A 12,489-nucleotide genomic window follows, 5' to 3' on the forward strand; every position below is an offset into this window, starting at 1 on the left:
AGCTGGCAGGATGGAGGGGCTTGTGCGGCGGTACGGACGCGGGTGACCGGTCGGCTCCGCCGAGTACCCGGCTGGGGTGGTCGGGGCCGGATGTACGGGGAGCCAGGAGCGGCTGATGGCCAGGGGCAGCAACATCGCGCTGAGGGACGTCCTCGACATCAAGGAGGACGTCCACGCCGGCGACTTCAAGGTAGAGCTGTCGCAGGGCTTCACCGGCTCCTCGGCCGGCTCGGTCGAGGAGTACGTCGTCACCCCGCAGCTGCGGGAACAGTTCGAGACGGCGCTGAAGCTGATCCGCAGCGCCGTGAAGAAGAACAGCTCGCACGCCGCCTACCTGCACGGGTCGTTCGGCGCGGGTAAGAGCCACTTTCTCACCGTGCTGCACGCCGTGCTCAACGGCGAGCCCGCCACCCGGAAGAAGCCCCGGCTGCGCGAAGTGGTCGCCGAGCACGACGAATGGCTGCGCGGCAAGAAGTTCCTCATGGTGCCCTACCACCTGGTCGGCGCCGCCAACCTGGAGTCGGCGCTGCTCGGCGGCTACGCCAAGACCGTGCGCGACCGGCACCCCGACGCACCCACGCCCCTGGTCTTCAAGGCGGACTCCCTGCTGTCCGACGCCCGGAACCTGCGGGCCTCCCTCGGGGACGAGGCGTTCGTACGGCTGCTGCCCACAGCCGGGGCGGCGCCCGAGCCCGTGGTGGACGAGGACGGGCTGGCCGTGATCGGCGCCGTCGCCGACACCCCGTGGACCGGCGCCGAGCTCGACGCCGCCTTCGCCGCACCCGACGGGGACGACCGGCGTAAGCGTCTGGTGTCCGCCCTGGTCAGCGGCCCCATGAAGGCGTACGCGGACAGTATCCGCGGAGACGCGGCGGCCTATCTGTCCCTGGACGACGGGCTCAGCGCCATCAGCGTCCACGCCCGGTCGCTCGGTTACGACGGTGTGGTGCTCTTCCTGGACGAGCTGATCCTGTGGCTGCAGGCCCGGATGCAACAGCGGACCTTCGTCAACGACGAGATCCAGAAGCTGGTCAAGCTGATCGAGTCCAGCAACCCCGACCGGCCGGTGCCGATCATCTCCTTCATCTCCCGCCAGCGTGACCTCTCCCAGCTCGTCGGCTCCGACATCCTCGGCTCCGACGTGCAGAACATGGAGCACGCGCTCGAGTACCTGCAGGAGCGGTTCACCGTCGTCGACCTGGAGGACCGCAACCTCCCGGAGATCATCAAGGAGCGGGTGCTCAAGCCCAGGCCCGGACAGCAGGGTGTGCTGGACGCCGCCTTCGCGGGTGTCGACCGGTTCAGCCCGCTGGTCAAGGACGTCCTGCTGGACGACGGCGGCGCCACCCAGGCCGGATGGGACGACTTCCGTACCGTCTACCCGCTCTCGCCCGCCCTGCTGAACGTGCTCGTCGCCCTGTCCGGCGCGCTCCAGCGCGAGCGCACCGGTCTCAAGCTCGTCCAGCAGCTCCTGGAGAAGAACGCCGGCGCCGAGCTCGGGCAGCTGATCCCGCTCGGCGACCTGTGGGACGTCCTGATCGACGGCACCGGGGCCGCCTTCACCGACAAGCTGAAGCACGAGTCCGAGGCCGCCCAGCGCTTCCACGCCAAGGCCCGCGCGCACCTTCTGGAGAAGTACGGCCGGGAGGACCACCCGGACTTCCTCGCCGACGACCGCTTCGTCAAGACCCTGCTGCTCGCTGCGCTCGCCCCCGACGTGCCCGCGCTGCGCCGGCTCACCGGGGCCCGGCTCGCCGCCCTCAACCACGGCTCCGTACGGTCGCGGACCGTGCCCGTCGGGCAGAAGGTCATCGACCGGATGCGGGCCCTGCAGGGCGAATACCCCACCGAGCTGCGCGCCGAGGGCGAGACCGACCCCGTCTTCTCCCTGCACCTGTCCGACCTGGACATCGAGCCCCTGCTCGACGCCGCCGCCGGGGAGGACAAGGCGGGCGTGCGACGCGTCTGGCTGCGGGACAGGCTGTGGGAGGAGCTCGGCGTGAAGGAAGGCCAGCTCGTCCCCGAGAAGGAGATCATCTGGCGGGGCACCCGGCGCACCGCGGAGTTCGTGTTCGGCAACGTACGCGACCCGCGCGACCTGTCGGACGAGCAGTTCACGCCGGCCACCCCGGGCAACATCCGCTTCGTCATCGACTACCCCTTCGACGAAACCGGCAAGTTCCCCACCGACGACTACCAGCGCGTGACCGAGCTCAGCAAGAACGGCCACACCGCGGCCACCCTCGTCTGGCTGACCGACTTCTTCTCCGAGCAGCGCAAGGCCCAGCTCGGCCGGCTGATGCGGATCAACTTCCTGCTGGAACGCGACCGGCTCGCCGACCACACGCGCAACTACCCGCCGGACGACCGGGCCAAGGCCCGCCGCCAGCTGGAGGTCGGCCGCGAGACCCTCACCCGCACGCTCATCGCCTCGCTCGGCGAGGTGTACGGCATCACGGAGGTCAAGGACGGCACCAGGGCGGCGGAGGTGGTCGACGGCCGCCATGTGCTGTCCCTGCAGCCGGAGTTCCCACGCGTCCAGCCGGAGGGCGGCAAGCCCTTCGCCGACAACGCCCTGTTCCTCGCCGACCACCTGTTCGGCGCCCTGTACCCGAAACACCCCGACTTCGGGCCCGACAGCGGCGGTCGGCGCAAGGCCGTCACCGCGGGCGAACTGCGGACCACCCTGGAGTGGATCACCCGGGCCATGGACGAGGGCGGCCGGGTGGAGGTCGACAGCCACCACCTCAAGACCGTCAAGCGCGTCGTGGAGCCCCTCGAGCTCGGCACCGTCCACGACGGCCCGCTCGTGCTGCGCGCCGACTGGCGTACCCGTATCAACCAGGCCGCCGCCCAGCATCAGGAGCGCGGAGACCTCGCCGCCGAGGACATCCGCGGCTGGATCACCAAGGACCTCGGCTACGCCGGTCTCGACAAGCAGACCACCAACCTCCTGATCGCCGCGTACGCCCTGCTCGACGACCGTGCCTGGGTCTACCACTCCGGGCCCGAGACCGCGGCCCCCGAGCCCGCGGCGATCGGTCCCGGCTGGGCGCTGCGCTCACAGCCGCTGCCCAGCGAGGAGGAGTACGCGCGCGCCCGGGACCGCGCCGGGCGCCTCTTCGGCGCCCGCGCCAAGCCCGCCCTGTTCGCCCGGAACATCAACAAACTCGCCGAGGACGTCCGGGCCAAGGTCGAGGAGTACGAGAAGAGCGTGGTGGGCGTACGCGCCTCACTGGACCGGCACGCGGCCCTGCTGGGGCTCGACGGTCCCGACGGCGGGACTCCGGCGCCCCGCACGGCGATGCTGCGCGAGGCCGCCGGACTGCTGGCCCGCATCGGACGCCACGGCAGTGACGCGACCGCACTCGTACGGGAACTGGCCGGTGCCTCCTACGAGAGCCCGGACCGGGACCTGGCCACCACCATGAGCACCGCCGCCGACGTCCTCGGGATCCTGGACGACGACGCCGTATGGCGGGTACTGAAGAACGTCAGGCTGCTCGGCGACCGTGACGACAGCCTGGGCGACCGGGCCCGCCGACTGCTGGCACAGGTCGCCGAGACCGCCCGCGCCTCCGAGTTCGAGCGTCCGCTGGTGCCCGTGCTCGGCGGGGTCCGGGAGACCGGGATGGCGATCGTGGAAGCGGCCCTCAACGTGGACGCGGTGGCTCCTCAGCCGCCGGTTCATCCGCCGGCGCCCGCCCCCGGGCCGGAACAGATCCCCCTGTCGCGGCACGGGAACCCCCCGGTGCCCTCCGAGCCCGCACCCCGGCCCGCGCAGGAACCGCAGGCAGGGTGGGGGCCGGCGGACGGCAGCCCGCAGTCCGCCCGGCGGGTCATCGCCTCCGGAACCTCACCGCTGGAGTCGCTGCTGAGCGACGAACTGGCCGCCGTACGCGCGGAGATCGAGCACTTCCGCGCCGCGCACCCGCACACCCCGGTGGAAATCATCTGGCGTGCGGTGCGGGACGACGAGCACCGCACGGAAGGGGCCGGCTGATGGCGGCCCGCCCCGCCGCGGGCCGGCGCGCCATCGAAGTACTCCTGGAGACCGAGCTGTTGCACGCCGACGGGGCGCGGCTGGTGCTGGTCGACGCGACCTACGACGGAGGCGACCAGGACACCGCGTTCACCGTCCGTGTCGACGGCAGGAACCGCAGCGTCCGCATCACCGAGCAGCACTCCCCGCTGGGCATCGCCGACGCCTGGCAGCGTCACCGGGCCCAGGAGGACCCGGACGGCGACAGCGTCCTCGTCGTCACCGGCGGGGTGCCCGCCGACCAGCTCGGCTGGGACCTGCGCGCCCACGCCGTGCGCAGGCGCCCCCTCGCCGTCGACCCCGCCGACATCGTCAAGCAGCTCTTCGGCGCCACCGACCTCGACGCACGCATGCTCAAGGAGACCTGGCTCCTGGACGCGCTGCTGGCGGCCGAACCCGTCGACGGCTGGCCACGCGGCGGGGCCGTCCTCACCCGCGACCGGGCCGTGCGGGCCCTGCTCGCCGCCCGGCTCGGACTCGGTGACACCACCGCCGACACCCTCGACCTCGACGCCGACACCCTGTTCGCCTGGACACGGACCCCGGCGGGCCCCGCCCTCTTCGCCGCACTGCCCGCCGCCGAGCGGACCGGCCTCAGCGAGTGGCTGGCACGGGCTGTCGGCCCCGCCGCACCCACCCTGCTCGCCCTGGCCGCGGACAACCGGGGCGCCGACGCGCTGCCCCTGGGCGCACTCGCGTCCGCCGCACTCTCCGCACAGTCGGCGGAGGCCGCCGGATTCGCGCTGGGCACCCTCTTCGGTTCCGCCCTCGCCTCCTTCGACGCGCTACGGCCCTTCGCCGACGCCGCCACCGGTGTCGTCACCCGCTGGGTCGCCCAGGCAGAAGGCAGCGGCCAGCAGCGCACCGAGACACGCGCACGTGTCCTCGCCGTACTCGAGCGCGCCGACCAGCTCGCCGCCGACGCCCGGCTCAGCCCGCTGATCGGCGCCGACCGGATGCTCCCCTCCGGCTACCGCAGCCGGCTCCGCACGCTCACGGCCACCCTCGACGGCCCCGTCGCGCCCGCCGAAGCCGCCCTGCGCGAACTGGCCGAACACCAGCTGTCCGCGCTGAACGCCGAATCCACCGAGACGGCCCGCACCGCCGTACGCCTGGTGCGGTGGCTCAGCGCCCCGATGCCGACGGCCGATTCGGTCGCCCAGGCCGTACAGGGGCACATGTCCTCCTCCGGCTGGGCCGACATGGCCATCGGAGTCCTCTCCGAGGGCGACACCTCGCGGGACACCGCAGTCGGCGAGGCCTACCACCGGCTCATAGGAGCGGTCCGCGCGCGTCGGACGCGGCTCGACGAGGACTTCGCCCGCAAGCTCGCGCTCTGGACGGAAACCGCCTCCCCGCAGGCACCGGGCGGTGCCCTGCTCATCGAGGACGTCCTCGCCGAAGCCGCCGCGCCGCTCGCACGCGAGGGGGGCAGGCCGCTGATCCTGGTCCTCGACGGCATGAGCGCCGACATCGCCGTCCAGCTCGCCGGTGAACTGGACCGGCGGGTGTGGACCGAGGTGGTGCCCAAACCCAGGCCCGGCAAGGAGCCCGCCCGCCGGGCCGCCGTGTCCATGCTGCCCTCCCTCACCACGATCAGCAGGGCGTCACTGCTCTGCGGGCAGTCGGCCCAGGGCGGGCAGAGCGTGGAACGCGCCGGATTCGCCGCCTTCTGGCGCAAGCGCCACCGGGGCGCGCACCTCTTCCACAAGGGCGGCTACGAAGGACCACCCGGACACCGTCTGGCCCCCGAACTGCTGGAGACCCTCCCCTCCGACGACATCGTCGCCGTCGTCGTCAACACCATCGACGACGCTCTCGCCGACGGCCGCGAGGGGGCACGCGGCCGGTGGAGCATCGGTGACATCGCCAAGCTGTCCGACCTGATGAACGCGGCCCTCGACCACGGCCGCCCCGTCGTCCTCGTCTCCGACCACGGCCACGTCCTGGACCGCACCCCGCGCGGCCACCAGCAGACCGAGGCCGAAGGAGTGGGCGGCGCCCGCTGGCACACCGGCACACCCGGGCAAGGAGAGGTCGCGCTGGCCGGATCCCGCGTGCTGGCGGGGAGCGGACGGATCACCGCCGCCTGGCGGGAGGACCTGCGCTACACCGGCCGGCAGGCCGGCTACCACGGTGGTGCCTCCCTCGCCGAGGTCACCGTTCCCGTGCTCACCCTCGTGCCGTCCGCCGACCTGATCCCGCCGGGCTGGACGCTGCTGCCCGCGGAACGCACCGCGCCCGACTGGTGGCAGGGCAGGGGTGGGGCCGGTGCGGCCGCGCCCGTTCCCACCGACGGCCCCGCGGCCAAGCCGCGCAGGAAGAAGCCGGAGCAGGACCAGCAGAGCGAAGGCATCTTCATGCTGCCCGGCCGGGGCACCCCGGGCGAACAGGCCGTGCAGTCCGCCCCGTACAAGGCGCAGCGGGAGTTCGTACGCCACGCCCCGAGCGAGAAGGCGGTCGCCGCAGCCCTGGACGCCCTGCTCGCGGCCGGCGGGAAGCTCTCCCCCGGCGCGGTGGCCGCCGCAGCCCAAGCCGCCACGGGGAAGTCGCAGCGCAACCCGGAGCGCTTCGCGACCGTCCTGGAACGGCTCCTCAACATCGACGGCTATCCCGTGCTCCAGCTCGTGGAATCCGGGCGTACCGTCCAGCTCGACAAGGCCCTGCTCGCGCAGCAGTTCCCGGGAGACACGCCATGAGCACCGCGGCCTCCGAGATCAGCACCGCACGGCGGCGGGACGTGGTCGACGCGCTGCGGCGGGGAACGGTCCCGCAGTCGGGCCTCGGCCTCTTCGCCGTCGGCCTGGACCGCTTCGAAGCCGCGCTGGAGGACGACCTGTCCACGGTCGCCCGGGGCGGGGCCGCGTTCCACGCCGTGCGCGGTGAGTACGGCTCCGGCAAGACCTTCTTCGCCCGGTGGCTCGCCGAACGCGCCAAACGCCACGGCCTCGCCGTCAGCGAAGTCCAGATCTCCGAGACCGAAACGCCGCTGCACCGGCTGGAAACCGTCTACCGCAGGCTCGTCGAACGCCTCACCACCGCCACCCATCAGCCCTCGGCCCTCCGCGCGGTGGTCGACTCCTGGTTCTACGCCCTGGAGGAAGAGGTCCTCGACAGCGGCGACATCGCCGACGACGACGAAGAGGCCCTGGCGGCAGCGGTCGACGAGCTCCTGGAACGGCGTCTCGCCGACGTCGCCCGCACCACACCGGCCTTCTCCGCCGCCCTGCGCGGCTACCGCCAGGCCGTGGCAGCGGGCGACGGGGCCACCGCCGAGGCACTCATCGCCTGGCTCGGCGGGCAGAAGTCCGTGGCCGCCTCCGCGAAACGCGCCGCGGGCATCCGCGGCGACCTCGACCACTTCGCCGCCCTCGGGTTCCTCCAGGGACTCCTCACCGTCCTGCGGGACTGTGGGCACCCCGGTCTCCTCCTCGTCCTGGACGAGGTGGAGACCCTGCAACGCGTGCGCGGCGACGTACGCGAGAAGTCCCTCAACGCACTGCGCCAGCTCCTCGACGAGATCGACGCCGGACGGTTCCCCGGCCTGTTCCTCCTGATCACCGGCACGCCCGCCTTCTACGAGGGCCAGCAGGGTGTGCAGCGCCTCCCTCCCCTCGCCCAGCGCCTCGCCACCGACTTCACCACCGACCCCCGCTTCGACTCCCCCCGCGCCGTCCAACTGCGCCTGTCCGGATTCGATCTGGCCTCGCTGGGCGAGCTGGGAAGCAAGGTGCGGGACGTCTACGCCGGGGCAGCCCGCCACCCGGACCGCCTCGCCCGACGCGTGGACGACGCCTACCTCGGCGAACTGGCCCGCGCGGTCACCGGGTCACTCGGCGGCAAAGTGGGCATCGCCCCGCGCCTGTACCTGCGCAAGCTCGTCGCCGACGTCATGGACAGGGTCGACGAGTTCGAGGACTTCGACCCGCGCCTGCACTACGCCCTCACCCTGAACAGCTCCGAGCTCAGCGAGGCCGAACGCAGTGCGGCCAACGGTGCCGGAGACATCGAACTGGACCTGCCATGACGGCACCGGCCGACGCGTTCGACCTCCTGGACCCCGTTCTCGGCCACCACATCGTCAACTCCCTCGGCTGGCGCTCCCTGCGCGCACTGCAGGAGGAGGCCATCGAGCCACTCGTCACCGGCGAGGACGCCGTGCTCCTGGCACCTACCGCCGGGGGTAAGACCGAAGCCGCTGCCTTCCCCCTGCTGACCCGGATGAACCGGCGGGGCTGGAAGGGCACCAGCGTGCTCTACGTCTGCCCGCTCAAGGCCCTGCTCAACAACCTCCACCCCCGCCTGGAGACCTACGCCGGCTGGCTGGGGCGCACGACCGAGCTCTGGCACGGTGACATCACCACGACCAAGCGGCGCCGTATCCTCGCGCAGCGCCCGGACATCCTCCTCACCACTCCGGAGTCGCTGGAGTCCATGCTGGTCAGCGCGCACGTCGATCACCGCGCCTTCTTCTCGGGGCTGCACGCCGTCGTGGTCGACGAGGTGCACGCGTTCGCGGGTGACGACCGGGGCTGGCACCTGCTGGCCGTACTGGAGCGCCTCAGCCGCGTCGTCGGTCACCCTCTCCAGCGGGTCGGCCTGTCCGCCACGGTAGGCAACCCCGACGAACTGCTCGCCTGGCTCCAGGGCTCCGGACACGGAAGCCGCCCCGCCCGCGTCATCGCGCCCCACCTTCGTGAACAGGGCGGAGCGGCGCCCGCCGCGCCGCCCCCCGGCGACATCGAGCTCGACTACGTGGGATCCGTCGCGAACGCCGCCACCGTCATCGCGGCCCTGCACCGGGGCGAGAAGCGGTTGGTGTTCTGCGAGAGCCGCCGCACCGTCGAGGAGCTGGGCGAACAGCTGCGGCTGAGGGGCGTCACGACGTTCCTCTCCCACGCCTCCCTCTCCGTGGACGAGCGACGGCGGGCCGAAACCGCGTTCGCCGAAGCCCGCGACTGCGTGATCGTCTCCACCAGCACCCTGGAACTGGGCATCGACGTGGGAGACCTGGACCGCGTCATACAGCTCGACGCGCCGTCGACCGTCGCCTCCTTCCTCCAGCGGCTGGGGCGCACCGGCCGGCGCTCCGGCACCGCACGCAACTGCCTCTTCCTCGCGCTCGACGCGGAAGGCCTGCTCTCCGCGGCCGCGCTCCTCCTGCAGTGGTCCCGCGGCTGGGTGGAAACCGTCGTCGCACCTCCCGAGCCGCGCCATCTGGTCGCCCAGCAACTCCTGGCACTGTGCCTGCAGGAGCACCGGGTGGGCGAGAACCTGTGGCAGGAGTGGTGGGGCGGCATCGGGCCCTTCGGACAGGGAGCGGGCCCCGTCGTGCGCCACCTCGTGGAGCAGGGGTATCTGGACCAGGACGGCGGACTGCTGTTCGTCGGTCCGGAGGCCGAACGCCGGTACGGCCACCGGCACTTCATGAACCTGACGGCGGTGTTCACCGCGCCACCGGAATTCACCGTCCTCAACGGCCGCACCGAGATCGGCCGTACCGACCCCGATCTGCTGACGGAGGAGATCGAGGGCCCCCGCAAGCTGCTGCTCGCGGGCCGCAACTGGCTGGTGACGTACATCGACTGGAGCCGTAAGCGCTGCTTCGTGGAACCGGCGGACGAGGGAGGGCGCGCCCGCTGGAACGGCTTCGGCGCCCACCGCGTCCGCTCGTTCACTCTCGCGCGGGCCGCTCGGGACGTCCTCCTCGGCGAGGACCCGCCGGTGCGCCTGACCAAGAGGGCCACGGCCCAGCTCACGGAGGCGCGGGACACGTACCTGCACAGCGTCCACCCGGGCGGGACGGTGATCACACGGCACACCGACGGCGATGTCCGCTGGTGGACCTGGGCGGGCCACCGTGCCAACGCCACGCTGGCAGCCTCCATGGCCTCGGCGGTCGCCCCGCACCGGCGTGTCAACGATCAGTGGATCAATCTCCGCGACGGCCTCACCCGGGAGGGGTGGCGTGTCGCCCTCGCCGACACCGGGACGGGCTTGTGCCTGCCCGAGATCGACGGGAAAGCGGTCCGCGGGCTCAAGTTCGGTGAGACCCTCCCTCCCCGACTGGCCGAAGCGACCCTAGCCGCCCGTACCGCGGACGAGGAGGGAGCCGGCAAGGTCCTTGCCGAGCCCGTGCGCTTCGTCACGCTGACCGGCGTGTAGTCATCCGCCCGCGTGTCCCGTGAAGGCGCACACAGGGACTCCGGCTGACGATCGAGCACCGCTCCTGGCCCGCTTCACCGATGCCGCGACGGCCGATTCCCCCCGTGCGACGGCGGTGTGACGGTCATCGGGTTCCCTGAGCAGGCTGCCGCAGCGGTTTGGCCATGCAGATGCTGCTCTCGTACGTCCGGTAGTGGCCGAACTTCGAGCAGGTCGTGTAGCCGCTGGAGGTGTACAGGGCGATCGCCTCCTGTTGCTTGTCGCCGGTCTCCAGGACCATGCGGGTGCGGCCGGCGGCCCGCGCGTCGGCTTCCAGGGCGGCGAGGATCCGCCGGGCCAGGCCGTTGCCGCGGCCTTCGGATATCACGAACATCCGCTTGATCTCGGCGTCGCCGTCGGAGTAGCCCTCGGCGTTCCGCTCCTGCGAGCGCCAGCCGCCGGTGGCGAGAGGCCGGCCGAGCTCGTCGTAGGCGAGCAGGTACAGTCCGCGCGGTGGATCGAACATGGTGGCGTCGAGGGGTGTGATGTCGCCCCCATCTCCGTAGCGCTCGGCGTATTCGAGCTGCACCAGGTCGTTGAGTGTGACGGCGTCGGGGTGGTCGAAAGGCCGAGACTGGATATTCATGCGAGTCATGGTACAGGTATGCACCAGCGGCTATCGGTACTGTGCCGGGATGCTCACCGTAACCAGTGTGAATGTGAATGGGCTCCGAGCTGCCGCGAAGAAGGGCTTCGTCGAGTGGCTGGCGCAGACGGAGGCCGACGTGATCTGCCTCCAGGAGGTCCGGGCCGAACCGCAGCAGCTGCCCGAAGAGGTACGTGACCCCGAGGGCTGGCACACCGTGCACGCCCCGGCCGCGGCCAAGGGGCGCGCCGGTGTGTCCATCTATACGCGGCACGCCCCGGAGCGCGTCCAGACCGGGTTCGGCGGCTTCGGGGACCCGGGGAGCGAGGAGTTCGACGGCAGCGGCCGGTACGTCGAGGTGGACCTGCCGGGTGTGACGGTCGCGAGCCTCTATCTGCCGTCGGGTGACGTCGGTACGGAGAAGCAGGAAGAGAAGGAGCGCTTCATGGCCGCCTTCCTGCCCTACCTGAAGGGCCTCAAGGTGCGGGCGGCCGCCGAGGGGCGCGAGGTGGTCGTGTGCGGCGACTGGAACATCGCCCACCGTGAGGCCGACCTCAAGAACTGGAAGTCGAACCAGAAGAACTCGGGCTTCCTCCCCGAGGAGCGGGAGTGGCTGACCCGGGTGTTCGACGAGGCCGCGTACGTGGACGTGGTCCGCGCGATGCACCCGGACGAGGAGGGGCCCTACTCCTGGTGGTCCTACCGTGGGCGGGCGTTCGACAACGACGCGGGCTGGCGCATCGACTACCAGGTCGCGACCGGCGGCCTCGCGGCCCGCGCGGTGAAGGCCTGGGTGGAGCGGGCGGCCACGCACGGCGAGCGGTGGAGCGACCATGCGCCGGTGACGGTCACCTACGAGCGGTAGCCGTTCACTTCTCCGGAGTGCCGGGGCCGTCCTCGCTGCGCAGTCGCCGGTCCAGAGCCATGGACAGTTCGGCGTCCACGACCGCGTGGGCGAGGCTGCGCATCCGGTCCGGTTCGGTGCCCTCGGCATGGGTGTTCATGACCCGGACGAAGAGATCCGCGAGCGCGTCGGCGTGCTCGCGGACCTGGCGGCCCGAGGAGAGCACCGCGGAGAGCGGCACTCCCTCCCGTACGAGCTCCGACGAGGCCTCCAGCAGGCGGCGGCTGATGTGCACGATCTCGTCGCCGTCCGTGGCGAGGTAGCCGAGGTCCAGGGCCGCGGCGAGATTCTCCGCCGTGGCCTCGTCGCTGAAGTAGTCGGCGAGTTGCTCGGGAGAGAGCCGGACCGGGGTCTCCTCGGTCGGCTCGCCCAGGCCCAGCACCTCGGCGACATCGCGGCCGCTGTCGAAGGTGGTGGCGAGGTCGGCGATGCCGTTGAGGGTGTGGCCGCGTTCCAGCAGGCCCGTGATGGTGCGCAGGCGGGCCAGGTGATGGTCGTCGTACCAGGCGATGCGGCCCTCGCGGCGAGGCGGCTGGATCAGCCCGCGCTCACGGTAGAAACGCACGGTGCGCACGGTGATACCGGCCTCCCTGGCCAGCTCGTCCATGCGGTATTCGCGGTGCTCGCGTCCTTCAGCCACACCCGCACCCTATGTTGTACCGCCGGTAACTTTCCTTGGTGCGACCCCTACCCATCGGTACGGTCCTGCTCTACCCTCCCAACAATGCCAGTGATTGCTGGCAGAGTCGTGGG

7 protein-coding genes are annotated in these 12,489 nt (G+C 71.8%); 5 read left to right on the top strand and 2 right to left on the bottom strand.

Annotated elements, in window-relative coordinates:
* Positions 1 to 115 precede the first annotated feature (115 nt).
* The 4 genes from OG844_RS30170 to OG844_RS30185 are packed head-to-tail and all read left to right on the top strand — an operon-like array spanning position 116 to position 10,207.
* Positions 116 to 4,003: a hypothetical protein gene (locus tag OG844_RS30170; protein WP_406394521.1), complete on the top strand. Its 3,888-nt coding sequence runs from the start codon at positions 116 to 118 to the stop codon at positions 4,001 to 4,003.
* Positions 4,003 to 6,741 (top strand): BREX-2 system phosphatase PglZ, encoded by a 2,739-nt coding sequence (pglZ, locus tag OG844_RS30175; RefSeq protein WP_406394522.1) that lies wholly within the window; start codon positions 4,003 to 4,005, stop codon positions 6,739 to 6,741. The genes OG844_RS30170 and pglZ overlap by 1 nt, the downstream gene beginning before the upstream one ends.
* Entirely contained in the window at positions 6,738 to 8,069 is a 1,332-nt protein-coding gene (brxD, locus tag OG844_RS30180) for a BREX system ATP-binding protein BrxD (RefSeq protein ID WP_406394523.1), read from the top strand. The genes pglZ and brxD overlap by 4 nt, the downstream gene beginning before the upstream one ends.
* Positions 8,066 to 10,207: a DEAD/DEAH box helicase gene (locus OG844_RS30185; protein ID WP_406394524.1), complete on the top strand. Its 2,142-nt coding sequence runs from the start codon at positions 8,066 to 8,068 to the stop codon at positions 10,205 to 10,207. Before brxD ends, OG844_RS30185 begins: the two co-directional genes overlap by 4 nt.
* A 124-nt stretch (positions 10,208 to 10,331) precedes the next feature.
* Here the strand turns inward: OG844_RS30185 and OG844_RS30190 are convergent, their stop codons facing one another.
* Entirely contained in the window at positions 10,332 to 10,832 is a 501-nt protein-coding gene (locus OG844_RS30190; RefSeq protein WP_406394525.1) for a GNAT family N-acetyltransferase, read from the bottom strand.
* Between the two features lie 49 nt (positions 10,833 to 10,881).
* Here OG844_RS30190 and OG844_RS30195 point away from each other — a divergent pair, with 49 nt between their 5' ends.
* Positions 10,882 to 11,697 carry an exodeoxyribonuclease III gene (locus OG844_RS30195; protein WP_406394526.1) on the top strand — a complete coding sequence of 272 codons (816 nt, stop codon included), beginning with the start codon at positions 10,882 to 10,884 and terminating at the stop codon, positions 11,695 to 11,697.
* Between the two features lie 4 nt (positions 11,698 to 11,701).
* On the opposite strand, the gene OG844_RS30200 is transcribed toward OG844_RS30195, so the two are convergent.
* Complete coding sequence (locus tag OG844_RS30200) at positions 11,702 to 12,343, bottom strand: MerR family transcriptional regulator (RefSeq protein WP_406396312.1); 642 nt, start codon at positions 12,341 to 12,343, stop codon at positions 11,702 to 11,704.
* Positions 12,344 to 12,489: the final 146 nt, after the last annotated feature.

This window comes from Streptomyces sp. NBC_00887 (assembly GCF_045207585.1).